Consider the following 24832-nt stretch of genomic DNA (forward strand, 5'->3'; position numbering starts at 1 on the left):
ACAGCTAAACTAGCCCAGCCGCCCGACCGCTGACCAGATCAGTTGCGGCTGGACCCCGAATTCTGAACAGCTAAACTTTCGTTCTTGAGGACATTACCGAGGCGACGGTTGCGGCTGGACCCCGAATTCTGAACAGCTAAACTCCAACCCTTTCGCGCCATGAGCGACTGCGCGTTGCGGCTGGACCCCGAATTCTGAACAGCTAAACTCTCGATCGCAAGGCGCCGTCGGCAGCGGCTGTTGCGGCTGGACCCCGAATTCTGAACAGCTAAACTGTACAGCTTGAACGGCTGGCGACCCGGATCGTTGCGGCTGGACCCCGAATTCTGAACAGCTAAACTGCCCGGTGACCTGACAGTGTCACAAATAGCGTTGCGGCTGGACCCCGAATTCTGAACAGCTAAACTGACACTGATTTCGACCCCCTGAACCTCGCAGTTGCGGCTGGACCCCGAATTCTGAACAGCTAAACTCCGGTCGGCTTTCTATCACCACACCGCGCAGTTGCGGCTGGACCCCGAATTCTGAACAGCTAAACTCTCGACGCGGGTGTCCGGATCGTTGGAATAGTTGCGGCTGGACCCCGAATTCTGAACAGCTAAACTCTGAGAGGTTACGCATGGCGACTTATCGCGTTGCGGCTGGACCCCGAATTCTGAACAGCTAAACTGGATGGTGATGACTGTATGCCCATCAGGGGTTGCGGCTGGACCCCGAATTCTGAACAGCTAAACTCGGCATGGACGACTCCGCCGTCAAGGGGATGTTGCGGCTGGACCCCGAATTCTGAACAGCTAAACTCATCGCCTTGCCGCAGATGCTGCCACCCTGGTTGCGGCTGGACCCCGAATTCTGAACAGCTAAACTTGCCCCTCATCCAAGCTCCTGAAATCACAGGATTCTTGGAAGGGGGGCGAGTGAGGCAAACCGGGGAAACTTCATCAAAATAGCGCCAGTTGCTCTGGATTCTTCCGGACCGCCCTGCGGCCCTGATCCGAGAAATGCACGATACCACGGTACTGCCGGTCTGTGAAATTGAGGATCTGGATGTCACCCTTGTCCGGCAGATGCCGCTCTATACGGTTCACGCTCGTCTGGAACGCTTCCTTGCCGTTGACGAAACGAGCATAGACCGAGAATTGACTCCGCTCGAAACCTTCATCCAGCAAGAAATTCCGAAAATTGGTCGCCGCCTTTCGCTGCGGCTTGGTGTCGGTGGGCAAATCAAACATCACGAGAATCCACATGATTCGGTATCCAGACAAGTAGACAGGTGCAGCGGTCATGATCCCAACCCCGCAAGGGTAAGTGCGTCGGGCGGCGATGGAAGGGAAAGGTTCAGGCGTCCGGTCTCAAAGCTCTGGCCCAGCGAAACGGCGAGTTTTCCAAGCGCTACGGACACTGGTGTCAAGCCGCCGCCCAACGGCAGATCAAGTGCGATGAGCCGGGCCAGTGTCGTTTTGGCCTCGGTATCCACCTCTGGTCCATTTCGTTCCGCGAGCCCGCGAACGCAGCAATCCACCAGGGGTCGGAATGGCTCCATCAGGTCATCTGCCAAGGCAAATGCGTTGCCTCTGTGAGAATGGTGCAACCCGATGGTGGGGTGCAGCCCGGCGGCCACGACGGCCCGGGCGGTAGCTGCCCGCAAAACGGTATACCCATAGTTCAACACCGCATTGAGATCGGCTGCTGTACGATCCCGCCGAAACTCCTGCCCCATCATGCGAGGCCAGTAATAGCGGGCGGCCTGGGCTTCGACATTGGTGCTGTCGCCGCTGGCCACCTTACGATTGAGCATTGCCACAGGCGCCTGGGCCTCACCCACTGCCTCCAGAGCGGCAGCCTGCATGGCGATCTTGGAGATCACGACCTGTTTCCAAGCTTGCTTGAAGAGTGGGGCCTTAGCCTGCCACTGAGCACGTAAACGGGCACCCTGGGCGTGATGCCCCTCGATAGGCAGCAGAACGGATCGGGGAGCGTGGTTGGGCCCGCACAGAACGACCGGAGCTCCGCGATCGGCAAGCTCGGTCAAGAGTGAGGTGGACCATGTGGTCCCATGGGCGTGCACGATCACTGCCACGACCTGGTCGAGCGGTATACGGCCAATCTCTTCGACACCGTCGCTGACTTTAAGAAAGCCCCGGTCGCGCGAGAGGTGCCGACCATCGGTCGATATGTCCACGATCTGATCCAATGCCTTCACCCTCCAAGCCATTGGAAGGTTGGCATGTTTTCTCGATTCGCGCGACCCCTGCTTATGTGTGCTTGACGCCTCCGTCGCGAAGACGGCCGATTTCATCAACGGCAACTCGACGCACCCCAGCCGCAACCGCAGGCCGTGCAGCTATCTGTATCCAGCACTTTCGCTCTGCCGCATTCGCCTCGTTGTGGGGAACGATAAACAGTCCGTTCTTGATGTGCATTTGCTGGACATGGCCCACAATCGTTCGCCCTTCTCGTTCCAGCGCAACCATGTCGCCTTTGTGAACGCGCAAAAGCCGCTTAGCGGCCGGGTGGCGTTTGTTGTTCGCACTTTCCTCAGTATGAGCCTCAAAGGTTGTGATCACTCTTGGCTCGATCTTGCCATCAGGAGACCTCCAAATCTCGAAGGCGTGGTTCCTGCCGCTCTGGTACGCCTTGACCGGGTCTTTCGCGGGGACTGCAACGCGAGCCTGCTCTTGCAATGGCTTGATGATGCGCACCCGGCGGATACCTTGATATGGGCCGGGCTTGGCTGCGAAGTCCCGCAGGGACCTCTCGTAGTCCTTGCCAGTCTTGTCGCCGGTCGCCACGCGCAACGCCTTTCGCAACTGCGCGTCACGCACCTGGCCACTTCGGCCTGGCTCATCCAACAGCTGTGCAGGCTTGACGCTCAGCAGATCAGTCCGGCTCGCCACATGCATGTCATCGACGATGGAATAGGCCGTCTCCTGATGCAGCTGACCGGCCGTGCTGTCGCGACCCTGCTTGCGTGCCGCCTTGTCGATTCGGCCGTGATCGGCGCGATGGCTTACGATGATCTTGCCAAGTTGCGATTCAACATCACTGCGGAACCCTTCCCAGGGCGGCGGCGTCTCACGGGCGATGAGTTCGGCGGACTGGCCGGCCTCTTCGCCTTTACCGGCAGCGCGGCTGATCCGGTTGAGCAGGCTGCGGTCCGTGGCGGCGACCACGGCTGCGTCGATGGCGTGGTGGCGGTGATCGGTGCGGTTCTTGGCCTTGACCGCACCGCGCTCGGCGTCGCTCAGCAGGGAATTCAGCCCCCAATGCCGCCGTAGCATTTCGGTCAATCGTCCGGGCACGACCCAGACATGGCCGCCTTTGGTAAACAGCGTGTCGAGATAGGTGCGTGATATCCGGGCGAGGTATTGCGTATCGACCAGCGCCCGGTCGAGAAAATCATTCTCGCCTTCGAACCGCTCCATGGCGTCAGGGGCGAAACGCCAGCGCTTGTTGTCGGGAAGGTTTTTCAGGTTGGCTTCGATGGCGTCCCAGCTGGCTGTGCCGCCCCAGGCTTCCCACGGGGTCTGGTTGCGTTTTTCGCGGTTGGCCTCGCGGAGGCAGAGGGTCCGGTTGGCAAAACTGTCGTCCAGAGTGCGCGAATAGGGCAGGATGTGATCTACATCGCAGCTATCAAAGATCATGGCGGCAGAGATGCGCTCGCCCGTATAAGGGCAGAACCGCCGCATGCAGTCCTCAGGGTTTAGATCTTCCCACAGCCGCAAGAGCATCCGATTGCCGCCATTGTCCGCGTAGCCAAGCTCTTCCAGTTTCTTGCTCCGCTTCTTTGCGGCCTCAGTCGTGTCGCGAATTCGCTTCATCGCGTCAGCTTTCTGCTGTTCGGATTGCTTCAACTCCCGTGCCAGCTCGACGACGATCTGATCGGGTTTGCCGTAGGTACAGATGATCAAATTGACGAGCCGACGGAGTTGATTGAGCCCGATATGCACGGTCGGGTTCGTGATGCGGCCATAGCGAGTGATGTCGTCGTCGTCTTCGTTATAGGTTCCCGGGATCACATGTCGATCCAGAACCTTTCCGTAGTACTCCAAGGGTATATACCGACAACCAGTAGGTTTTCTCAATGATCTTGGATCAAAGGAAAAAACTCGGCTCTCGCCCGTCCGCTGGTCCGAATGGTGCCAGCCACAGGCGGCGACAGCGTCCGAATAGACTACAACGTCTGCCTTCAACGCATCGAGAATGCGCGCGGTCACCGTCGGGCCCAGTCGGCCATAGCCCTCGGGAAGCGGTGACTTGGCGGCCCCCTCCGCGTGGTCGCGGTCGAGCCGATGCTCTTGCATCAGCCAGTCTACCAACGCAGCGTGATCTGCATCGCTTTGCACCTTCCGGAGTCGTGAGATCACATCCCATTGCGCGTCTGTATCCAATTCCGACCAGCGCGGGCCGAAACGGTCGGGATGCGACAGGCTGGCCCGCACCGGATCGCAGGCGATGGCGTCGCGCACGCCGGATTCCAGGGTGAAGCGTTCGCCATCGCGCAGTTTGAGAATTTTTGCGAGCGCAATCAGTTTCATGGACATCGATTTCAGTGACGCCGTGGACTTCTTGTTATCCAGTGCGTGGACGACCTGGTCGCGTTCCTCGATGGTCAGACGGCGTGTTTCCCTGCCGTCTGCCGTCACGCGCAACTGATTCACGGTTTCATAAAGCACACGGCGCTGGGTCAGAGGATGGGCCTTGGGCAAACGCTCTTCGGCCGTGAATAGGCAAAGCCCGACCTTGGGTTCTTTCAGCGGGCGTTGAAAAAAGATCTTCTCGAAAACGAGGTCGCGCAGTTCTTCGGTCAGCTCAGGGTGATAGCGCGCCTGGGCCGTCCAGAGTTTGCAAAACTCCTCCTCGAGATGTTTCCGATCCGGGTAGAAGTCATACCCGGCTTCTTCCTTTACATCCGGACCATCCCGCCTGGCGACGGAAAGGCGGGTCCGCACGGTCGGCACGTTTTGCGGGTCGGTCGCGCGCTGGCGCCGCATGTGTAGGAACTCGCCATAGGTGCGGGCACCGCTGGCCATCATCGCCTGCTCCAGTCGCGCGGTCGCGTCCTTGATCATACCGCTTTCATTGTCGCCGCGATCCGTCTTGCGGTTGGATTTGAAACCGCGTCGCTGGTTGATGTGAAACAGCGCCCGGCCGAAATGCGTAAGCGGCAGGACCTCGTCCAGACCGGTTGCTCGCAACGCGTAAGGATCCAGCGCCTCCAGAGTCTTCGCCTCTGCCGGATCGGCAGGCATCAGCCCCGCATCGGCCAGAACCTTCATCAGCGTGGAGCGCCTGCGCAGGTAGCGGTCACGGCGGCGACGCATGGCACGGGCGGTTCTTCGATCAACCGCCAGTGATGCGCCGGATTGCGGATCTCGTCCATCCGAAAAAACGCGAACGCCGCCACTTATCACACCAGTGATCCTGGCGTCAGCCTCGACACCGTCGGTTTCGTACAGCCACCAGCCAATGGAGTTCGCTCCAATATCAAGACCCAAACGCATTCTCATCACCCAAATTTGCGATTTCGATCAGGATTCCTTGCCGTGGAATAGAATGCAACTTGAAAGCGTGGTCATCATATGCGAACAAAGGGCTGTTCAGAATTCGCGGTCGAGCCGTTAACAAGCTCGAAGTAGCACCACATTGAAGCGCGTCCTACGGGGCGCGTTTCCTTTTTTTGTTGTTGGAGATTCAGACAGCCTTCCTACTCGTGAACAAGTTCTGACCGCCCGGTTGTCCCAAGTCTGAAGGTCTGCGCGAATGTCCGGAAAGCGGGTTGCGACTGCAGCATCCCAGTCTATGCAAGAATGACCGTTGTGGGCCGGTCGATACGTTCCGCCAGGCAGGGCGGACAGCGGAAGTTCGCTGCGGAACTCTTGAAAGTCAGTTCAAAAGGAGTCGCGCTACGTAGTGCGCATGGCTCTTGCCTTGCCCCCATGCTTCAGGGCTGCAGCGGCCAGATGAGCGGGACAAGCAGGACCGTGACGACGCCCGCGAGCACATTCATTGGCAGGCCGAGCCTCAGGAAATCACCGAAGCGGTAGCCGCCCGCATTGTAGACCATCGTATTCGTCTGGTAGCCGATGGGGGTGGCGAAACTCGCGCTCGCACCGAACATCACGGCCACGACAAAGGCCCGTGGATCAAGGCCGAGGCTTTGCGCCACACCTACCGCGATGGGTGTCATGATGACCGCGACCGCGTTGTTGGTCACCACCTCCGTCAGGACCGAGGACGCGGCATAGATCACCGCAAGGGCCGCGATCGGGCCGAGATGACCGAGCGGGGTCGAAAGAGCATCCACGATCATCGCCATCGCGCCGCTCGTGTCCATGGCGCTGCCCAGCACCAGCATGCTCACGACGAGCAACAAGAGCCTGCCGTCGATGGCGCCGATGCCTTCGTCGGGCTCCACGCATCCCGTGATGAGGACCACCGCCGCACCGATGACGGCCAGCGGCAGGATCGGTGCGATGTTCAGCGCCGCCCCCAGCACGACGAGGGCCAGAACCGCCAGGGCGATCGGCGCCTTGGCGCGGCGAAAGGCGCGAGCTTGCAAGGGCGCAAGCAGGATCAGGTCCTCGTCGCGAGCCAGCCGTTCGATGTCCTCGCGCGCTCCGTCCAGAAGAACGGTGTCGCCGGGCGCGAGATGCAGGCCGGCCGCGCCGATGTCCACCGCAGCGCCTTGGCGGTGTGCGGCGATGGGATAGACCCCGTAGCTTCGGCGCCAGCCGAGGCCGGATACCGCGCCCTTTCGATCCTTGATGAGTGCCTCGATCACCTGGTGGCGCCGCGTGGAGGCAGGCTCAAGCCCGGGGATGGCGAGGCTGCGCCCGGAGCCCGCGCGAAATCCCGCGACCTCGGTCTCGGAGGTATGCAGCACCACGCGATCGCCCGCCTGGAGGATCTGTTCGGCCAGTTCACGGCGCAGAGAGACGTCGTCGCGGATGAGGTCGACGAACCGCGTGCCCTGGCGCCGGAAATCGGCCACTTCGGCAATGCGGCGGCCGGCCAGCGGCGACCCTGCGGGCACGAAGAGCACCACTTGCCACACGCGGTTGCGCCCCGTGACGGATTGCGACAACGCCTGCCGGTCGGGCAGCAGCCGTGGCGCCGCGAGCGCGAGGAACGCCCCGCCCACCAGCGCGAGGGCGATCCCGAGCGGCGCGATTTCGAACAGGCCGAATGGCACAAGTCCAAGGTCCTGCGCAACGCCATCGACCAGCAGGTTGGTGGACGTGCCGATAAGACTGCCCGTGCCGCCCAGGATCACCACGAAACTCAGCGGCATCAGCAGGCGCGAGGCCGAGGAGCCCATATCGCGTGCGAGGCCGAAGATGACGGGGATGAGGATCATCACCACGGGGGTGTTGTTCATGAAGGCGGACGCTACGGCCGCCAGCCCGAAGAAAGCCGCGATGGTCGTGCGCGGGCTTCGCGCCATCCCCTTGGCGAGAGAGGCTGTCACCGCTTCAAGGACACCTGTGCGAACCAGCGCGGCGCTTAGGACGAACATAGCGCCGATGGTGGCAGGGGCGGGGTTGCCCAGGGCTGACAGCAAGTCTGAGGACTGCACGAGGCCGAGCGCGAGCGCTACGGCGACGCCGCAGAGCGCAACCACTTCTGCGGCAATCCTTTCGGCGAGAAACAGTCCAAAGACCACTGTCACGAGGACGAGAGCGGCGAAGGGGGCATAGGCTCCGAGATCGAAAAGCATCGGGGGCTCGCGGGCAAGGTGTCGGAGGACAGGAGAGAGATCACACGGAAGCGGGCCAGAGCAGCCAGACATAGAGGACATAGCCCGCAACAAGCAGCTCCCCTTCGGCCCGGTTGATGCGCAGGCCGGTCGCTGCCACCAACACGAACAGCGCCGCGACCACCGAGGTGACCAGTTCGGGCAACGAGGTGCCGACCGCGACGACGGTCAGCCGCATGACTGTCTCCGAGATGCCGAGGTCGCGGGCGATGACGATGGCCCCGTCGACCAGCAATGCGCCACCGGTGACGACCAGAACCAGCCCGCCCAGGGCGATCAGCAGCGCGATGCCGAGCGGGCGGGTGGTGGCCGCGAGGACCTGGTCAACGCTATCGAGTGCCGCGCTCTTGTCGCCCGTCGCGCCGCCGTCATGGCTTACGCGTTCCTGCCGGATGACGGTCCACAGGTAGACGCCGAGTCCCGCAAGCAGGCACGCCCCCATCAGCCGCCCCATTGGCACCATCGGCGCGAGCATCGCGAAGACAAAGGCTACCGCCAGCATCACGATCGCATCGCGCCTGAGGGCGGCGCGGGCGACGATGACCGGGCAGAGCACGGCCGATATGCCCGCGATGAGCAGGATGTTGGCGATGTTCGAGCCGACGATATTGCCGAAGGCGATCCCTGGCGAGCCGGCAAGCCCTGCCTTTTCGGAAGTGACCAGCTCGGGCATCGAGGTCCCGAAACCGACGAGCGTGAGCCCGATGACCAGCGGCGAGACGCCGAGTTTGCGCGCCACCTGAACGGCGCCACGCACGAGAAATTCACCCCCGGCGACCAGAAGGATCAGGCCGAGAGCGAGGGACAGAAAGGTTTGGAGCATGATGTGTGTACCGGGAAGCCCAGTGCGGCCTCGGGAGAAGACGTGGCGTCGGTTCATTATGTCCGCAAGTGGCGGGCGGGACATTATTCTGAGGGAAAATGCCACGGCCAGCGACGAGCTTCGAAAAGGCGGAGCAACCATGGGCGGGAATGCGGATTGCCGCAGGCGCTAGCCTCTGGGGCGCCGGACAGAAAAGGCCGCTTCTCTCGTTGATGAAAAAACATCGCGAAATCAGTCATTCGTCCCACAAGGCCCACTCAGCGCAGCACGGCCGTCTTGCTGCTGACCATCGTGTCGACGTTGAGGCAGACAGGAAGCAGCTGGAAATCGCTGGCGATGCGGTTCAGATCCGCCTCGAGCGTGTCGAGCGTGAGGCCGAGCTGGTCGAGCGTCCAGCCAAGCAGCCCGCCGACCGCGCCGAGGCTGTCGTCTAGGAAGGCGCCCAGCGGCGTGTCGGTCGAGACCAGCGCGGGTACCTCGGCGACAGCCCCCACATCGGCAAACAGCAGCACCCGCAGTCCGTTGCCCGGCGCGCAGGCTGGCGAGCCTGAGAGCAGCGCGGCCGGCTCGAGCCGGACCTGGGGCACCTCGCCCAGCACTGACAGCAAGTTGGAGACCACCAGCGAGGCGCGAATCGTCACCTTGCCGCGAAAGTTGATCGGGCAATCGGCATAGATGGCGGCATTCTCGATCACGGTGCCATCGCGCAAAGTCAGCACGTCGTCCTCGCCACAGACCACATGCAGCTTTTCATCCGCCAGCACCGAGATGTCGTCGAGATCGGAAAGGTTCACCGACCGGTCGGCGCCGGCCACCGCCTGGCGCAGCAATTCCGGCGTGGCGGAGACGTTCTGCATCAGCGGCTGCGTGATGTTGAGCCCGATCGCCTCGGCGACCAGTGCGTTGACCAGCCCTAGCGACCCAGCATCCACCCATAGCGGCCGTGCGCCATAATCGACCGTCGCCTGGGCAAAAAGGCAGATCCCGACGAAGGCATCCACCTCCGAAATGTCGACCCGCGCCTTGAGCGACAGCAGCGGATCGATGCAATCGACGTGGTCTCGGCGCACGACCTCGGCGAGGGCCCGCCCTTCGAGGTTCCACCGCTCGTAGCCGAAGGGGCGCAGCCAGGTCAGCGGTTCGGCGTTTCCGGTGCGGGCGTGACGGCTGAGCTTAACCTCAACTGCAGTCCAGTCGGACAGGGTCGGCACGAAGTTGCCGCTCTCCGGCGCCAATCGCCCGGTCCTGAAGCTGCCGCGATACCAGGCGTCGGTCAGCCCGGCCTCGGCCAACCCGTGGCGGGCCGTGAGCCTGGCTGTGCCACGCACCTCGCGACGTGCGGCATGCTGCACCTCGCTGGCGCGGATCGCCGCGCTCAGCGCCGCCGCCTCCGCATTGGATTGCAGGATTTCGCGGACCCTCCAGGCATTGGCCGTGTCGATGGCGACGCCACCCACGAGGAAAGACAGGACCAGCAGCGTCAGACCCAACACGGAACCCGCACCGGACTCACCGCGCAGCAGGCGCCGGATGCGGCGCGTGAAGTCGGGCAAGCAAGGCATCAGATCGGCTCCCTCAGCATGCGGACCGAGGCGCTGATGTCACCCTTGTAGACACGGGCGAGGAAAGGCGTCAGTCCCGCCTTGTCCCCGGCCAGGCGGATCGTGACCACCACGTCGGTCTCACCCCGGGTCACGTCGATCTCGTAGGGCCGGTTGGAGACCAACAGTTCGTCCCGCGCCCAGGCCTCGGCTTCCGTCGCGTTCAGATCGTGGATCGAAACGGCACGCGCAGCACTGCGCGAGGCATTCCACATGTTCGCGTTGAGGGTCATCATGAAGGAGAAATCGAGCACAAGCATCAGTGTGCCGGCGATCAGCGGTGTCCAGATGGCAAGTTCGATGGTCGTGCTAGCGGATTCATCGAGTAAGAAAACAGGAGTACGAGACCTCATCTTATCCTCGCAATGATCGTTACCCACCCATTTTGATCAGGCGCGGGAAAAACGACCGAATCGCGTCTCTAATACGGCCAAAATGCGGCGCCAAGCTCCCTGTCGGGCTATGCGGCTGATTTTACAGAAAAGCTTTTATGACTCCCCAATGCATAATTTCGCCTCTAGATTGGTTTTGTTGCGCAGAGAGGTTGAATCCGAGATCTCCCCTTCGGCGGGCCGCGCTGCGGCATCCAGGGCCTGATGCGGGCAATTCGGGCCTGATCGGAGGCTGCCGCGCCCCAAGCGCAAACGTTCCGTGCTGCCCAGAAGGAATCACACGTACCGGCCCCGCGCCGATCGTGGAGGATAGCGTGCAGCGCATCCGTACATTAAATGGGTGGCCGCGCTGTGCATACGCGACCACCCAGCTCCCTATCAGGGAGTGTCGTCAGGTCGTTTCGCGGCGGTCCAGTCTTTCCTGTAGCCAGTTCAGCACTTCGACTTCGACCCATCCCACCCTGTTGGGGCCGAGAGTTACCCGCTTGGGGAATTTCCCGTCCTTTTCCAGGCGCGCAATGTGCTGCGGCGAATACAAAACCAACTCCTTCAGCTGGCGCTTTGACAAGATCCACATCACGATCTCTCCATGGTTGAAGAGCATCGCGATGCCCAGGTTACGACTTGGCCTAGGTCCGTTCAGCTTAGTGCTAATTCTCGTAAGGTCTATGCGCCCCCAAGAATAACGTCGTAGGTGATCTACGCAGGTCGAAAACGCTTGCCGCTTCTCTTCGATATCAGCGTGCCCGTTGTTGATAGCGGCCACAACACTGATGGTGCCTGAGACATGATTTAAGGACCGGAGTTTGAGTTCCCCCGGTGAGAGTGGTCTTTGGTAAGTATGCCGGACTTGCGCGACTTTGATCTCTCAATGACAATGTTCTCAAGTTCGTCCATGGCCTTTCCGACTGCGCGATAGTCAGGCGAGCCGTCATAACTTGCTACACGACAGGCTAGCCAATTCCTGGCGTCGGCTGGAGGTTCTAGCAAGTCGGACTCGCCGCGAACATTGGGGCGCTTCAGAGTGCGCTCAGGCTGCCAAGGACGCCCAAGAAAGTTCTGCATCTGAGAAATTTCATTCTGACGTCTTTGAAGCATTTCCTTGATGAGACGGGGCGAAAAACTGACTTTGGGTCCTTTCAACGTTTTGAGCGTCGGCAGCAAAGGATTGTTCGTTCTGAAGCCCTCGTGTGCGCGAGCCTTGTTTCTGCAGTACAGCAGTGAAATAGCCAGAAAGCTGATTGACTCGTTCTCATACTTGATTTCGTTGGGATGGATATCCACACCTATTCTGCCGCAGAAATCTTGGACCACACATCCATTTTTCAAAGAACTCTTGTCGTACCGCAAGAGTTCGCAGTGTTTCAAAGTGAGAAACTTCCGAAGCTTGCTGTACTGCGGAACCAACGCCCCTATGTTCCAGTCTCGCAGCACTCCGGCCTTGACGCGCTGTTGAAATGCAGACGGGGCATACCCTATCGGGTCCCTGATATAGCAATAGGTATGGATTTCGTGGTGCTGGATACTCTTGACAAAAGAATCCAATTCATCCTCAGATAGGTTCCCAAAATCCTCAGCGCTCAGTATCACATCCTCAGACCTATGTTCCTCAAGCTTGGAGTATATCTGCTCTCTTGCGCGCTTTTGTTGCATATCGAATTCTGAAGCAGTCAATCTAGCAAAACGACTTGGAAAGCGTTCTTGCTTCATGAAAGCCTGCTTCACAATCTTTGAAGAATTGCCGCTGCCGCTGAAAGATAGATATCTTGCCCCACGTCCCTCAGGAAGTGCAGCCAAGCTGTACTGGATTGACGATGTGCCGGTCTTGTGCATCCCAACGTGCAAGAAAAGCTTTGGCACCGACGTCGCTCCACTGGATGCTTGTAAGTCTGCCGCTGGCCGAAAGCTGGAACTTTCGGCGCAGGCATGGCACGAAGGTTGATAACCACCTAGCGTCGCTCGGTGCAAGGTCATGGTGAGGCCGTCGTGCCGAACACGGCAGAGCTGCTTCCAGGTATGTCAGCGAGCTTAGTTCCTGTCTGTTCGACTGGTTGAAGTGATTGAATGCTGAGCACGCATCATGTCCGCAGAGAGCTCGTTATGGTCTCTGAGCGCCTGTATGACTTGGTCAGGTTTTTTGCCCACCGGCGAAGCTTCCATTCGTTCAGACAAATTCGTCAGGAACGCAAGCCTTGCTTTGTCTGAAAACCCGTACCTCTCGATGTAGTCAAGCAAGGCGTCCATGCACAGTCGTTGGAAGTCCTTTCCTGTATCCGCCATGTTCCTGCAGCCCTTCGAAGTTATCCCCTCTACGAAGGGGGGCGTATGCGGAAATGGTTAATATATGGTTAACATGCGGGGCGCCGGTCAGGAGGGGCGTACCCATGGGCACGATGTACGAACGAGAAATGGAGAGAAATCAGGTATTCTCTGTAGTTTCCAGGTCATCTCGCGAGAACCGCGAAAGATTGATCGCTGAGTATAAGAGGCGCTCGGAAGGCGCTTTCGCTCCGCAAACGCTTCGAAACTACAGGTTGATAGTTCGACAGTTTCGGACCTGGTGCGTAGATAATGACCACGATCCGGAGCCGCCAGTATCACCGAGCATCGTCGCTGAGTGGGTCGAGTCAATGGGTGGAAAACTGGCTGCTACTACCATCGAAACCAGGCTTTGGGGCATTGCTGAACTGCACCGCTCGATGTTTCTCGTGCCCCCGTGTCGTCACCGCTTGGTCGAACTCGCATTGAAAAGGGTCAAGAGAAAATTTGGTGGAGGTCGTCGCCAAGCTGTCGCGTTGGGGAAGGCTGAAGTGCTTGGCGCGATTGGCCGTCTGGGGACCAGCAGGAAGGACCTCAGAGACAAAGCGTTGCTTTGGATCGCGACAGACAGCTGGTGTCGAGCATCAGAGATTGTCGCCTTCAAGGTTCGGGATCTCCTGCGCCAGGATGATGGCAGCAGTCTGCTGTTCCTGGAACGGTCTAAGACGGATCCCAACGGTATGGGGGCCTATGCTTATTTGTCTCCTCGCGGAGCGAAAGCTGTCATGCAGTGGATCCAACTAGCCGAGTTGAAAGATGCGGATCCCATACTCACCAAGTCACAGCCTGGCGGGAAAAAGGCTCCGTTGGATCCTTCGACGGTTTCGCGGATCATGAAAAGATGTACTGGCCGAAAAGATGTATCATCACACAGCACGCGTGTCGGTGGCGTTCAGGACGCATTCAGGCTTGGCTGTGATCTTTCTTCCATCATGGTCGCTGGCCGATGGGCCTCGGCCGAAATGCCGGCCAGATACGGAAGGAAGATACTGGCTTCTCAGTCGGCCGCCGCCCAGGTCTCACGAGCGTTTGAGGATGACGACGCCGCCGAAGATTCACTGTGACGATCAATGAACCTTTCTGCGTAATAGCAAGCCTTTTTGAGAAAGTCTCAACAGCAGTTGATTGTTCGCTGTGCAAGTGGTGAGGAAGAACTTTCTTAAACCGTCGCTGCCCTCTTTTCGCATCAACTCCTCTAAGCCAGCCCTCAATGAGGTCGGGTCCAAATCTGAACTTCTGCCATAGGAGCCGCCATATATTCGGTCATGAAGTCTGTCAAGAAACTCTGATACGTCTCGAACGTGATAGTGCGCCAAATAGCAGTCGGTCAGTTCAAGGGATCGGGTTTTCACGCCCCGCGCCTTATGTACGCCGAGTCTTAGATCCTGCAAGCCAGAACGAACAAAGACTTTGCCGCGCGTGTGACTGATGAAACCGGAGGACAGTAAATATCCGTACTCTGGATAAACTTCTTTCACCTGTCCGGGGTGCTCTGCCGTTTTTCGAATGGGGAGTTTGAAATACTCATACCCTGAACCAAGAGTATCAGGATGATCACAAAGTCTTTCGACAGTGCGTACTCGAATTTCGTTAATGCTCTTGGGTACTTTGTGCAAGTGACTCCCAAAAAGGTGGGTTGCACATGATCAACTCATCGGTATCGACGTGACCCAACCATCCAAATCTTGCCATCCTGTAGCTGCGAGTCGCATTGGCTATCTGGCGACTAACAAGGTTCTCGGGTCGAGAACCCTTGATATCATGCCAATATTTGTTCGTGCACATGATGAAGTTGGATATTGCAGGGGCCTCTTTGAGAGATTCGAGGGAGTCGGGCGGTTCATCCAGATAGATATCAATCTGTGTTGCGCCAAGCGCGGCATAGTGCTTGGTAAAACGCAATATGTCAGCGGGGCTTGCATTAGTCGTCGTAGTGATTCCCCATGTCGCGGCCATACTTCAAATCCCAGTGTGTCTGCCGAAGTTATCCCTTGATCCAAAATTTTTCATCTCTTTCTGGCATCCACAGCATCAGTTCAGGCCAGTTCGAACCACCTTTTGTACGTGGGAATCGTATTTCTCAAGTGCAACGCGCACCTCTTCGAGATAGGTGTATCGATTGTATATGGCTGCGACGCCGCTGACTTGTGAACGATGGTCAATTATTTGTTCTGTTATGTAAAGCGGAACCCCCAGCCGCGCCATAGGTCATGTTGACAAAAGGTGCACCCAAAGTCGGATGGACGTGATGTCGATGAAGCCAAGAAAGCTCTCGACGGTCTTGTCATAGCGTGTGGCGACGCGGCGCGCATTCTTGAGCTTGTTGAAGCACCGCTCGACGAGGTTGCGCAGGGAATACAGCGAATGATCGACACCGACGCGCATCTTGCGTGATTTGCGCATAGGGATCTGCGTCAGCACATCCCGCGCATCCATCTTTTTGCGAATACTATCCGCATCATACCCCCTGTCAGCCAACAGAACACTCGGCTCAGGCAGGTTGTCGGCCATGACGAGATCGAACCCCACGTAGTCCGATGTCTGGCCCGGCGTGATCTCGGTTCTCATGGGCAAGCCTGCTGCGTTGACGCGGAGGTGGATTTTGGTCGTGAAGCCACCTCTTGAGCGGCCAAAACCCTGTCTCGGAGTCCCCCTTTTGCGCCCGCTGCCTGATGATGAGCGCGGACGACGGTGCTGTCGATCATTTGCAGGGCGTCCGGCACGGCCCCGCTATGGTTCAGGACGTCCATAATCTCTTCCCAAAGCCCTGCCAGTGTCCAGCGTCGGAACTGGCGGTAGACGCTCGACCATTTGCCGAACTCTTCGGGCAGATCGCGCCACGGCGCTCCGGTGCGGGCAATCCAGAAAATCCCATCAAGAACAAGACGGTGGTTGGTCGGCTTGCGCCCGTTCGGCGCACGGACAGCCAGGATGAACCGCTCAAAGAAGGCCCATTCTTCGTCCGACATCAGATCTCGTGCCAAGCTGATCTCCATAATAGATACCAGCTTGAATCACGCCTGCGATCCGGTGTGAATCCCTTTTGTCAACACGGCCTAGATTTCGCATGTGCGGCGAAAGTCCGGAATGGCGGGCTGCGGGCCGCACCGCAGCGGCCCAGATCGTCGATGAAAGGCGGCTTTGGGCCGGTCGCGGCAGTCTGCCTGTTGATCGACGGGTGAACGGAGAGCAGACTTCTTCGTGTTCGCGATGAAACGGCGAAGCGTTTCATGATCGTGACGGGCTCAATGCCTGGTACGATCATTTGGCTAAGAGGGTGCACGGGAGACGCGCAGCGGGTCTCCCTGCCAAGATGTGCTGTCTGACAGCACACATCTTGCCCTTCATGTGACCGATCCACGGACACACATCTTGCCCTTCATGTGACCGATCCACGGACACACATCTTGCCCTTCATGTGACCGATCCATGACCACACACTTAGCTAATATTCTAACGCCGACTGCCTTGGTGACATAATGTTCAATCTCAGATGATCACATTTGCCCTCGGCGGTCGATCCAGTTTATGGCAAGGTCGGTGCCGAGGAGCGTTTGAAACGGGGCACGACCATGCTGATCCATCTAAATAGGTAGGCGACGAAGTCGCCCAAAGAGCGGGCTGCGATCCGGTCAAGTACAGACACTGCGCATGTCGCTTCTCGTCTTACAGGACGACCTTCTGGCGTTGATCAAGGGATTCCCGAAACCGAACGTAAGACGGTCACGTTAGAAACAGGGCAAACAGATACAACCAATTGAAGATCGGCCAATAAGGAGATGATTACTCAAAATGTGCATACCAATACATAGAACGACGCGGCATGAGGACTAGCTTAGTGACACCAGACCAAATCGAAATAGTACGAACTCGAATGAGACTGATGGTATCCATGAATAGAAGCAGAGAAAGACTCGAATCTCGAAGGTCGGGAGGCACAAAACCAGCGGAGGTTCAAAGGACGGTTGATGAAGTCAATGCATCGTTCGCCGCGAGAACTTTAGACAGTGATATTTTAAATTTTGAGACAGAACCAGAAGAAGAAATCGTATCACTCGATAGCTTCCATGACTTTCTTCAGGGAAAGGTACACCAACTAAGGTCAAAAGGCGCAATGAAGGCGATGGTCTACTACCTCATTGAAGAGGAACTATTGCCAAGTTCCTTTTGGGAGAAGGAAGCATCGCAAACCTCAGTCAAAATAGTTCGCCGCTCCGACATCAGCAAGGCAAAGTTCTGCAAGATGATCATGGGAGAGTATTGGAGGGCAATTGAGAACCGCGACGCTGAATCCATTGATATCTCCCGCCTATTGTTCACAAGAATATCCATGAAAGATCTGGAGTTGGGAATTTTGGCTGCCAAACTCTCATTATCCCGAGGGAATACGCGAACACTCGCTGCCAAAGAAAGAAATCCCGACTCCTCGAAAAAGAGTTTCTACCATTCCAGCCAGATAGCGGGAGAGCTGCACGTCACTGGAGATTTGTCAGGTATCTGCTACCTCGATGCGCAAGCGCAAGAAAAGGTCAAGACGTTAACCTTGTTCCTGACTTTTGGCGAAGACCGCGAATTCAACCGCCTCTTGAATGCAGAGTACACCACGTCTACCGATCCGGAGAAAAAGACACTGGAGAATCCCGGGCGATTTATTGGCAACAAGTCTAGATACTTTAATGTGCGAAACAGAAAGGAAATAGTTAACTCATATACGACTGTGGAACAATCGACTGCTTACTCTAGAGATATTGGCAATTTTTTATTTGCCGGCGGCAATCAAGATGTGGTAAGATTTCACAGAATTGACAACGAAACCAATAATATGAAACCATTTAAATTCATTGAATACGATCAACACCTAGACCTGCTGAAAGCAATTACGCAAGGCTTTGACATCAATGAACAGGAGCCGGTGTCGGGAAATACAGTGCTGCATATGATTGTGGAGAACGGTGCGGCATACTGCATGCAACTCATATCACGGAGAGCTGAAGACCCAGTGGCGACATTCGAACTTGAGACTGATGCTGATGACTATGGTGGAATTGAGAATATCAACAAAGCGATCTCAAGAGTTCGACGTGAATTGAATCCTTTAATTGTAAACAGCTCTGGCCAACTGCCTGTTGACCTATTGCCGCCCATGGATTTTTCTTCCAAGCTCCTTCCATACTACGCCGATGTTTCTGCTCAGGTCATGCAACTTCAATTCGACGAATGTAGACGACGCGGTATTACGCTTGACCAATTTCGCTCAATGATGTCGGGAAGCCATGACAGTCAAGGTGGCCCAGTTAGTGAATTTTGATCAAACGCGTGTGCAGCGCAAGTGCTCCATGTTGGAGTATTGGAGCAACTATTGGAGATGAACCAATGCCCGAACCAATTAATGGACTACCCTCATCCTTCGGGCCAGCAAGGAAAGTGCTAGGTGAAAGAGCCGCGTTATCATGGCCCGAAAGGTCGAATGCGGGACTCTGCATCAAGATTTTCGAAACACATGCTGGATCACGAAGTTTGTCAGTGCCTATAAGTGGCAGTAGGTTACTGAGTGCGTGATTCATGCCCTCTACTGACAATAGCCAATGTGCGGCGACGCAACTGCCTGCTCCCTGACGAAGCATCATTCCGGCTATGCTCTCATACTCGCCTGACACTCCGTGACCGCTAAAAGCCCCACTGTCACAGGCACCGAGAAAAATGAATGGAGATTTTGGAAATTCTATTGAACCAAGAGAGTCAATGTCTAACATTCCATCCGATAACATTAGTCCGCCATTTGAATAATTCTTTCCGTCAAATCGTCCATGGCAAATGATGAATATCTCGTCTAAGCTAGGAGCAATCTCTTGAAAGTTCGAAGTCGTAGCGCTCGGGCCAGAGAAGAAAAGAAAGTTCGGTACTCTATCCTTGATAGTTTTCCAATTTCTATCGTTAACTAGCCTAGAACCGTATGCGCTTTCGAATAAGAACACGCCTGTGCGTCTAATCTGGGACGCGTCATCCGCGTCAGATACGAGATCAATGGTGTTCAATGAAGGACAGAAGACAACCGATTTATCGGATAGAGACGAATCTGACACTATCGGGTAGAGATGAAGTGGTAAGCGCGCGGTTCGACCGGAAATAACTACGTAAAGTGTTTCTATCTGGTCTAATAGATCTTGCGGCACAACTTCAGACACCCTCCAAAACAACCCACTGTGAATCTGTCTTAGAGACTCATTTATCCGCTCTTCGACGGTGCAACCGTACACTGCATCAATCTTTCCATATTCATCAAATGCACGGCGCAAGTCTGAAGCGATTTCTTCAAAGATATCGCCCAGAGAGTATCCTACGTACTGTTCATTATCGAATACTTGAACATTCGTCACAAACCCACTTGGCCCAGAAGCAAATATGTGAAGGTTCACCCCAGATCGATTCAGCGTAACGAATATGAAACAGATGCTTTCATTTGAGTTTGTGATTATCTTCATGAAGCGTTGAAATACAAAGTATTTCTCTCTCGGATTGGAGACAATAGGATAATTCTTGTGGTCGTTCTGGCTTTGATATCTTGATTGATCATTCCAGAATAGAGTTCGCTGGTTCTCGACTATTTCAATTGCTGTTTCGTAGTCGTTGGCTTCGAAATACTCTCCTGCCAGCTCTTCATAGAGGGTATCGCCAGATCTAAGCGCAGACCGAAGTGCCCATTCGTCTCCCACTAGCGGGCGCAATGCCGCTTTTCTTCTCGAGTATACGTCATGAAGTCGCGCGTAGATCGCGTGATTTGCCAAATACTTCGCCATTGACAATATGTAGCCGGTCAATTTGAGCTCTTGAAATACTGTTTCTCCAGATTCGGATTGCAGTGCTTCCAGCGCGAAATCAGCAGATCGTTCCGCAACAAGTCTTTTTCGTCCAATACCGCAGGTATTGAAGCAGTATAGCGAGAGTTCTGATAGGATAATGGCGTGTCTAAACTTCCAATCTCTGCTCGATTCACTGTTTGAAGTAAGTGACATCGTTTCTTGGATGCAACCCTCTACAATCTCAAAGCTGATGACGCTCGCAGTCGCCATCTTGGTTATTGTTGCAATCATCGTTTCGTATAGCTGTCCGTCGATTTCGTCTGCTGCGTTGAGACTGCCACCGACGCGACGCATTGATTTGTACGCTTCAGTTATCTCGATTAGAAATAGCATGTATGGACTTGATCTTTTTGCCTGCCAAACCGAATGAAAAATGCTCCGATTTAGGATCTGCTCACCTAGTACATTTAGCGTGGTGCCTGCTTCAACAGTCGCTTCATTCTCGCGGCAAACCTCAGTATAGGTTCTCAGTCTCGCAGTCAGCTCGCGAACAACCTCATCCTTTGGTCTATAGTCACTGATCAATTGTTGGCAAAACTTTGCGATTATAGCGTAGGCTTCGATGTTTCGGGTAACGGCGGAGTTTTCTTTTGCGCGATGCAAATCAATCGAGCCGATTTTTAGATGAGGTTGGCTCGTTGATTTTTTTCTTTCTTCGGTTAGCGCAACTATCGGAAAGCTTTGCGACATTTCGCCGGTCAGGGTAATTGCGGCTTCTATCGCGATTCTCTTTTCCTCGGCCCTATATGCGACGGTGAGTTCCACAAATAGCGTCATTAGGTAAAGGTACTTTGTCTGTAGTAGCTGCTCCTCATCTGTTGAACCGATCCTATCAAACAGTTCACTCAGTTGGCGCCTTCGAATGCGAGCCAACCTGACCGCTTCAATTGGCGAGCTTGCTCTTTGTACCATAGCCATAGCATCAACTGTGGCCCTCAGGATTTGAGAAGCGGTCTGAAAGTCGCGGTGCCCATGTTTTGCAGCAGTTCTTTCAGCAAGTTTCAGGAGTACTCGACAATCTATCAACGCGAATCGATTGGCGATTTCGGAATTTGGTGCATTTGGTAGAACTTTTTTGTCAATCACATAGGACACTATGCTTGCGATCTGCATTGCGTTCTTCATTGTGAGCTTGTGTTCTCTAAATAGCATTGACTCAGTCGCGGCACGTAGCCTTCTTTGCAGCCGGTTTTCGTACCTCTTCCTCCTCTTCGTCGAGCAGAGGTATGAAAGACGTACATACAGGAACGTTCTATTTAGAAGCCATTTTGTAAATATGGAATCGGGGCTGTTTTTTGATTGTATTGTTGCCATGAAAATTCTCTCAGATTCTTGTTCAAGGTTGTAGGGCTGGGATCCGAAGTAATGAGGCCATCGTATTCTTTGCTTTGATCCCAGCATTGCAGACTTCGGGGAGTACTTCGAGCGCGTATTTTGTGATTTCGGGCGTGCAGCACTGAGAGGGACTGTGTCGGAGCATAGATTCTTTTGAATGCTCCCGTGCCTCGCGGACGCCCTAATCGCTACATTTGTGGCAAGTAGACCATGATAGGCAGCATCATATTCAGCGTAGACTTCAAGCGGGATGCCGTGGAGCACTTTACGGAGAGGGGTTATGCTGTGAGGGAAGTGGCCGTGCGTCTGACCATTGAATCAAGTTTGAGACGATGCTTGTGCTGCGTGTTCGTAGGCGAACCAGCGCCTGTCAAAGCGAACGACGCAGGGAATTAAAGCTTGTACATTCAAGGTGTTACAACATTACTCTAGTGATCTCCGGTTTGCTGTGATTTTGCCATCTACAACATCTCTACGATCAACTATGTGGAGTCTTGAAATGCATTCTTATGGTAATGCGGTTAGGTGGCGTGAAGGTGGCGAGGGAAGCGCTCAAGATCGAATTCCCCCTGTCTTGGCCGCGCTGCCTCTTCCCGCCTTCGCTCTTCGTCAAAACGCTCAGTCAGTCGGCTTAGCATTAGCTGAGCAAGCCTGGACCAGACGCAACGTCGTCAATCTTGTTCAGTTGCGTTTCGAGTACTTTCTGGACGCGGGTGGATTGTTCCATGACTATTACGGCGAACTCTTCGATGTCAGTGAGAATCGCCTTGACGATTTGTTCAATGATCCGAGCTACAAATGGCTTTCCGAGTTTCCCAGGCGCTGTAAAGCTGGCCCGCTGTTGAAGTCGCCTTCGATGATCGTACAACAACGCCTGCAGATTCTGGAACTCGGATTGCGTACGCCGCCGCTCGGGTTCGCGATCTAATACCGGAATGGTCTCGTTGGTCGCTACCCCACTCAATGAACCAAGTGCAGCCCTGGGCAACACCTAGGAACTCCCAGGGCACCGAGATTGCGGATTGCTATTTCAACCAGGATGAATCGAGAGAGTTCTTGCTGAGCGACGCAGTACCATGTTTCGATCAATGGATTGGTCTTTCCGTTGGATCAAACGGATAGCGCAGGCCTTCGCGGTGGAAGCCGCGTTCCAGCGTGATGCGGGAGACGCCCAGCAGGAAGGCGATGTAGCGGCAGGGGTAGCCGTCGCGCAGATATGCATGGGCGGTTTCGATGTCAGCCTTGGACAAGGCCGGGGGGCGGCCAAGTCGTGTTCCTCTGGCGCGGGCGGCGGCCAGGCCTTCGCGGGTTCGGCGCGCGAGTATGCGGCGCTCAAAGCGAGCGAAGGCAGCGATCATCGTATAGAACAGCTCGCCCTCTTCTGTCCCGGTGTCGATACTCAGACGGGCGATCTTGAGGTGAACCCCGCGCTTGCGCAGAGTTTCTGCCGTGATCAGCGCATCGATAGTCGACCGGAACGCGCGGTCCAGATCCCAGACATGGAGCGTATCCCCGGCGCGCATGCTGGCGATTACACGGTCGAACACCGGACGGCGGTCGGAAACGGCGGAAACATACTCAATATGGAAAAGGTCGCAGAGATCCCGCAGGCCCAAGGCTTGCCGGTCGGTCGATTGTTCCTGCGTGGACACGCGGAGATAGCCCACGTTGCGGCCTGTGCGGGCGGACATGGCGGGATCCTGCTCGGAAAGGAACCCTTTTGAACAGGTGCCGGACGACTGCCGTGACGCTTGTCGCGGAGGTGGATCCAGCAGATTTCCTTGTGTTTCGTATCGGCAATCAATAGGCATCGGTCAAGTCATCTGGTGATCTAAATTCTTCCATTATGATCAACAGATTAAACCTATGTGCCGCAACCGCTCTTGTCTTGCTTGGCGGGGTTTATCCACAGCAATCCCGCGCGGAGGAGTTCACAGGGGAGGCATTCCTCAGGTGGTCCAAATCCGGGCAAGACGGGTACTTGAGCACATCGGTTACAATGGCCTCCGTGATTGCAACGCAAACGAAGCCGTCGGTCGCGCAATGCATTGACGAATGGTATTTTTCGAGTGAGGCCGTCCGCGCACAACGCAACGATGAAATCCGTCAAACCATCCGGGAAAACCCCGGTTATCATCCGAGCGGCATCATCTACGCCTGGCTCAAGAAGCGCTGCGGTGCGTTCAAATAGCGGGAATCTCGATTTTTGCGGCTGGCGACACGGCAATGTCTGCCGCTTCGGCTGGCTCAGTCGGTTCTGGAGCTTGCGGCATCTTCGCCTCAATATCGCGCTGGATCTCGTCCAACTCCTCAACGCTCGGCGGATTGTCCTCATCGGACAGCCGGTCTCGCGCATGGCCCAGGGTCTCAACCTGGTAATATCGCCAGGCATCCAAATCGCCTCGTAGGTTCTCGGTGCGGGCCTGTTGGTCGCGGTAGTCTTCCCATGACGGCTCATCCCCGCGCCAGACGACGTGGTCTGACAGATGGGACACATCGGTTCCCTCTTGCGTTTTCAGGGATCCGTCGGCGGCACGAAACACCTTCGTGCCGTCCGGCAGGGACGCGGCGCTGCGGGTGAGCGCCTCAAGGGCCGCCTCATCTCGTTCAAGCTGCGCTTCAAGCGCATCAATCGTGCTTTGGGCGCGCGTTTCTGCATCGGTCAACACATCCCAGGTCCGCTCGTAGGCTGCTCGATATTCGGGGTCGTTGGCCAGGAGCATTTGTAGCTGGCTGGTGAAGTCGGACATGCCGGATGCGGAGCGACCGCTGCGGCGTTCGGCAATTTCCTCACGTGTGCGTCCGATGCGGCTTTGACGGCTAAAGCCATGCCCTGCCATCTCGTCTTGAAGCGCATCGTGGTCGTCTTGGAGACGCCGCATTCGGGCGTCGTGTTCTTCGCTTAAGTCATTCAAATCAAACCTCAATCAATAGGGATCATTGTACCGGAACGAGGTTAACGATCTGTTAAGCCGCCCAGTACCCGCCCGATACCAGCCCGGTTGCGTCCCTGACCCGGCCCGCCCCGTCCAGTCAGGTCTCTAGGTCCGATGACCGGAAGCGCTGCCATCGCCGCGCATATTCGGAGGGCCACCTCATGACGACGCAAACGCCAATGTTCCATACCGAGCGCCGGAATGGCATCGTGCTGAGCCTGACGCAGGCACAGCGCGGCGCGCCGCAAACCGAAGCCTATGCCGGGTATTTGCTGTCCCAGCGCCACCGTCCGGCGGGGCGGTATCTCTTTGCCGCCGATGCCTTCGATCTAGTGGGGCGCAAGGCGATGATCGTCACCGCGCGCCGGAGCGGCCCGGCTGCGCCGCAAAGCCCGGTCGGCGGATGCTACTTTACCCTTCAGGAGGGCGTGCTCTGGCTGCGCGGCCTGATCGTTGGCGACGAGGTCCGTGGGCGGGCGCTGGCCCCGGCGATGGTCTCCTTCGGGATCCGGGGGCTGCTGGCGCTTGGGCCCGGCTTTGAGAGCGGCGCAGGCGCGGTGATCGCGCATCACGGCTCGGCCAATCCGAACTCGGTTCGGGCGCTGGCGAAGCTCGGCTATGCGCTGAGCGGAGAGGATGGGATCACGGAGCTGGATGGCGGTTTCCGCAACCGGCATCTCTTTGCCTATGCCGAGCGGATCGACGGGGTGTTGGTCACGCGCTACCGGATGCTGCGCCTGCCGCAGGACCGGATCGATCAGGCCGCTGGCTTTATCGAGACCTGGACGCACTAAAGCGTCCCGCCAT

The 24832-nt window shown here is 56.6% G+C and carries 21 protein-coding genes and 1 CRISPR repeat array; of the genes, 6 read left to right on the top strand and 15 right to left on the bottom strand.

Features of this window, described 5'->3' with window-relative positions; genetic code table 11:
- The first annotated feature begins 41 nt into the window (after positions 1-41).
- Positions 42-867: a CRISPR direct-repeat array (repeat unit 36 nt; unit sequence GTTGCGGCTGGACCCCGAATTCTGAACAGCTAAACT).
- A gap of 74 nt (positions 868-941) precedes the next feature.
- The 9 genes from cas2 to MF270_RS08445 form a co-directional block, all read right to left on the bottom strand.
- Entirely contained in the window at positions 942-1247 is a 306-nt protein-coding gene (cas2, locus tag MF270_RS08405) for a CRISPR-associated endonuclease Cas2 (RefSeq protein ID WP_238365429.1), read from the bottom strand.
- A gap of 35 nt (positions 1248-1282) precedes the next feature.
- A complete protein-coding gene (gene cas1, locus MF270_RS08410; RefSeq protein WP_238365430.1) occupies positions 1283-2194 on the bottom strand; it encodes a type II CRISPR-associated endonuclease Cas1 in 912 nt (303 codons plus the stop codon).
- A gap of 61 nt (positions 2195-2255) precedes the next feature.
- On the bottom strand, positions 2256-5504 hold the full coding sequence (gene cas9 / locus MF270_RS08415; protein ID WP_238365431.1) for a type II CRISPR RNA-guided endonuclease Cas9: 3249 nt from the start codon (positions 5502-5504) through the stop codon (positions 2256-2258).
- 440 nt (positions 5505-5944) lie between these two features.
- Positions 5945-7720 (bottom strand): SLC13 family permease, encoded by a 1776-nt coding sequence (locus MF270_RS08420; RefSeq protein WP_238365432.1) that lies wholly within the window; start codon positions 7718-7720, stop codon positions 5945-5947.
- Between the two features lie 40 nt (positions 7721-7760).
- The gene (locus MF270_RS08425; protein WP_238365433.1) at positions 7761-8582 is read right to left on the bottom strand and encodes a calcium/sodium antiporter; all 822 of its coding nucleotides are present in this window, start codon (positions 8580-8582) and stop codon (positions 7761-7763) included.
- Positions 8583-8839: 257 nt separating this feature from the next.
- Positions 8840-10144, bottom strand: a complete 1305-nt coding sequence (locus tag MF270_RS08430) for a hypothetical protein (protein ID WP_238365434.1) — start codon at positions 10142-10144, stop codon at positions 8840-8842.
- On the bottom strand, positions 10144-10536 hold the full coding sequence (locus tag MF270_RS08435) for a TadE/TadG family type IV pilus assembly protein (protein WP_272490708.1): 393 nt from the start codon (positions 10534-10536) through the stop codon (positions 10144-10146). Before MF270_RS08435 ends, MF270_RS08430 begins: the two co-directional genes overlap by 1 nt.
- 430 nt (positions 10537-10966) lie before the next feature.
- On the bottom strand, positions 10967-11179 hold the full coding sequence (locus MF270_RS08440; RefSeq protein ID WP_238365436.1) for a helix-turn-helix transcriptional regulator: 213 nt from the start codon (positions 11177-11179) through the stop codon (positions 10967-10969).
- Positions 11180-11367: 188 nt separating this feature from the next.
- The gene (locus tag MF270_RS08445) at positions 11368-12285 is read right to left on the bottom strand and encodes a hypothetical protein (protein ID WP_238365437.1); all 918 of its coding nucleotides are present in this window, start codon (positions 12283-12285) and stop codon (positions 11368-11370) included.
- Here MF270_RS08445 and MF270_RS08450 point away from each other — a divergent pair.
- Together MF270_RS08450 and MF270_RS08455 are read left to right on the top strand one after the other, a co-directional pair.
- Positions 12284-12517, top strand: coding sequence for a hypothetical protein (locus MF270_RS08450; RefSeq protein WP_238365438.1), 234 nt, complete (start codon positions 12284-12286; stop codon positions 12515-12517). The two genes, MF270_RS08445 and MF270_RS08450, sit on opposite strands and share 2 nt — an antisense overlap.
- A 442-nt stretch (positions 12518-12959) precedes the next feature.
- Positions 12960-13958: a tyrosine-type recombinase/integrase gene (locus tag MF270_RS08455; RefSeq protein ID WP_238365439.1), complete on the top strand. Its 999-nt coding sequence runs from the start codon at positions 12960-12962 to the stop codon at positions 13956-13958.
- A gap of 3 nt (positions 13959-13961) precedes the next feature.
- On the opposite strand, the gene MF270_RS08460 is transcribed toward MF270_RS08455, so the two are convergent.
- The 3 genes from MF270_RS08460 to MF270_RS08465 all read right to left on the bottom strand — a co-directional run bounded on the left by MF270_RS08460 (position 13962) and on the right by MF270_RS08465 (position 15890).
- Positions 13962-14372: a hypothetical protein gene (locus MF270_RS08460; protein WP_238365440.1), complete on the bottom strand. Its 411-nt coding sequence runs from the start codon at positions 14370-14372 to the stop codon at positions 13962-13964.
- A gap of 112 nt (positions 14373-14484) precedes the next feature.
- Positions 14485-14850: a glycosyltransferase family 2 protein gene (locus tag MF270_RS28415; RefSeq protein WP_418887869.1), complete on the bottom strand. Its 366-nt coding sequence runs from the start codon at positions 14848-14850 to the stop codon at positions 14485-14487.
- A gap of 252 nt (positions 14851-15102) precedes the next feature.
- A protein-coding gene (locus MF270_RS08465) for an IS5 family transposase (protein WP_238365441.1) occupies positions 15103-15890 on the bottom strand; the annotation gives its coding sequence in 2 pieces (ribosomal slippage) (positions 15103-15554 and positions 15554-15890; 789 coding nt in all).
- Between the two features lie 878 nt (positions 15891-16768).
- On the opposite strand from MF270_RS08465, the gene MF270_RS08470 reads away from it, so the two are divergent.
- Entirely contained in the window at positions 16769-18202 is a 1434-nt protein-coding gene (locus MF270_RS08470; protein WP_238365442.1) for a hypothetical protein, read from the top strand.
- Here the strand turns inward: MF270_RS08470 and MF270_RS08475 are convergent.
- Positions 18189-20867 (bottom strand): CHAT domain-containing protein, encoded by a 2679-nt coding sequence (locus MF270_RS08475; RefSeq protein WP_238365443.1) that lies wholly within the window; start codon positions 20865-20867, stop codon positions 18189-18191. The two genes, MF270_RS08470 and MF270_RS08475, sit on opposite strands and share 14 nt — an antisense overlap.
- Positions 20868-21573: 706 nt before the next feature.
- On the opposite strand from MF270_RS08475, the gene MF270_RS08480 reads away from it, so the two are divergent.
- Positions 21574-22017, top strand: coding sequence for a hypothetical protein (locus tag MF270_RS08480; RefSeq protein WP_238365444.1), 444 nt, complete (start codon positions 21574-21576; stop codon positions 22015-22017).
- 157 nt (positions 22018-22174) lie between these two features.
- Here MF270_RS08480 and MF270_RS08485 read toward each other — a convergent pair whose 3' ends face one another.
- A complete protein-coding gene (locus tag MF270_RS08485; protein WP_238365445.1) occupies positions 22175-22780 on the bottom strand; it encodes a recombinase family protein in 606 nt (201 codons plus the stop codon).
- Positions 22781-23088: 308 nt separating this feature from the next.
- Between MF270_RS08485 and MF270_RS08490 the strand changes: the two genes are divergently transcribed.
- The gene (locus tag MF270_RS08490) at positions 23089-23280 is read left to right on the top strand and encodes a hypothetical protein (RefSeq protein ID WP_238365446.1); all 192 of its coding nucleotides are present in this window, start codon (positions 23089-23091) and stop codon (positions 23278-23280) included.
- On the opposite strand, the gene MF270_RS08495 is transcribed toward MF270_RS08490, so the two are convergent.
- The gene (locus MF270_RS08495) at positions 23273-23839 is read right to left on the bottom strand and encodes a hypothetical protein (protein WP_238365447.1); all 567 of its coding nucleotides are present in this window, start codon (positions 23837-23839) and stop codon (positions 23273-23275) included. The two genes, MF270_RS08490 and MF270_RS08495, sit on opposite strands and share 8 nt — an antisense overlap.
- A 347-nt stretch (positions 23840-24186) precedes the next feature.
- Between MF270_RS08495 and MF270_RS08500 the strand changes: the two genes are divergently transcribed.
- Positions 24187-24819 carry a hypothetical protein gene (locus tag MF270_RS08500; RefSeq protein WP_238365448.1) on the top strand — a complete coding sequence of 211 codons (633 nt, stop codon included), beginning with the start codon at positions 24187-24189 and terminating at the stop codon, positions 24817-24819.
- Positions 24820-24832 lie beyond the last annotated feature (13 nt).

The sequence above is a fragment of the Mesobacterium pallidum genome, assembly GCF_019966535.1.
In the GTDB taxonomy this organism is placed as follows: domain Bacteria; phylum Pseudomonadota; class Alphaproteobacteria; order Rhodobacterales; family Rhodobacteraceae; genus Mesobacterium; species Mesobacterium pallidum.

What these genes read in the sequence shown, in the direction of transcription:
- cas2 (WP_238365429.1), bottom strand. Translation starts at nt 1,247, where the DNA reads ATGTGGATTCTCGTGATGTTTGATTTGCCCACCGACACCAAGCCGCAG.
- cas9 (WP_238365431.1), bottom strand. Translation starts at nt 5,504, where the DNA reads ATGCGTTTGGGTCTTGATATTGGAGCGAACTCCATTGGCTGGTGGCTG.
- MF270_RS08420 (WP_238365432.1), bottom strand. Translation starts at nt 7,720, where the DNA reads ATGCTTTTCGATCTCGGAGCCTATGCCCCCTTCGCCGCTCTCGTCCTC.
- MF270_RS08425 (WP_238365433.1), bottom strand. Translation starts at nt 8,582, where the DNA reads ATGCTCCAAACCTTTCTGTCCCTCGCTCTCGGCCTGATCCTTCTGGTC.
- MF270_RS08430 (WP_238365434.1), bottom strand. Translation starts at nt 10,144, where the DNA reads ATGCCTTGCTTGCCCGACTTCACGCGCCGCATCCGGCGCCTGCTGCGC.
- MF270_RS08435 (WP_272490708.1), bottom strand. Translation starts at nt 10,536, where the DNA reads ATGAGGTCTCGTACTCCTGTTTTCTTACTCGATGAATCCGCTAGCACG.
- MF270_RS08440 (WP_238365436.1), bottom strand. Translation starts at nt 11,179, where the DNA reads ATGCTCTTCAACCATGGAGAGATCGTGATGTGGATCTTGTCAAAGCGC.
- MF270_RS08450 (WP_238365438.1), top strand. Translation starts at nt 12,284, where the DNA reads ATGAAAGCCTGCTTCACAATCTTTGAAGAATTGCCGCTGCCGCTGAAA.
- MF270_RS08445 (WP_238365437.1), bottom strand. Translation starts at nt 12,285, where the DNA reads ATGAAGCAAGAACGCTTTCCAAGTCGTTTTGCTAGATTGACTGCTTCA.
- MF270_RS08455 (WP_238365439.1), top strand. Translation starts at nt 12,960, where the DNA reads ATGGGCACGATGTACGAACGAGAAATGGAGAGAAATCAGGTATTCTCT.
- MF270_RS28415 (WP_418887869.1), bottom strand. Translation starts at nt 14,850, where the DNA reads ATGGCCGCGACATGGGGAATCACTACGACGACTAATGCAAGCCCCGCT.
- MF270_RS08470 (WP_238365442.1), top strand. Translation starts at nt 16,769, where the DNA reads ATGAGACTGATGGTATCCATGAATAGAAGCAGAGAAAGACTCGAATCT.
- MF270_RS08475 (WP_238365443.1), bottom strand. Translation starts at nt 20,867, where the DNA reads ATGCAGATCGCAAGCATAGTGTCCTATGTGATTGACAAAAAAGTTCTA.
- MF270_RS08480 (WP_238365444.1), top strand. Translation starts at nt 21,574, where the DNA reads ATGTGGAGTCTTGAAATGCATTCTTATGGTAATGCGGTTAGGTGGCGT.
- MF270_RS08485 (WP_238365445.1), bottom strand. Translation starts at nt 22,780, where the DNA reads ATGTCCGCCCGCACAGGCCGCAACGTGGGCTATCTCCGCGTGTCCACG.
- MF270_RS08490 (WP_238365446.1), top strand. Translation starts at nt 23,089, where the DNA reads ATGGCCTCCGTGATTGCAACGCAAACGAAGCCGTCGGTCGCGCAATGC.
- MF270_RS08495 (WP_238365447.1), bottom strand. Translation starts at nt 23,839, where the DNA reads ATGTCCGACTTCACCAGCCAGCTACAAATGCTCCTGGCCAACGACCCC.
- MF270_RS08500 (WP_238365448.1), top strand. Translation starts at nt 24,187, where the DNA reads ATGACGACGCAAACGCCAATGTTCCATACCGAGCGCCGGAATGGCATC.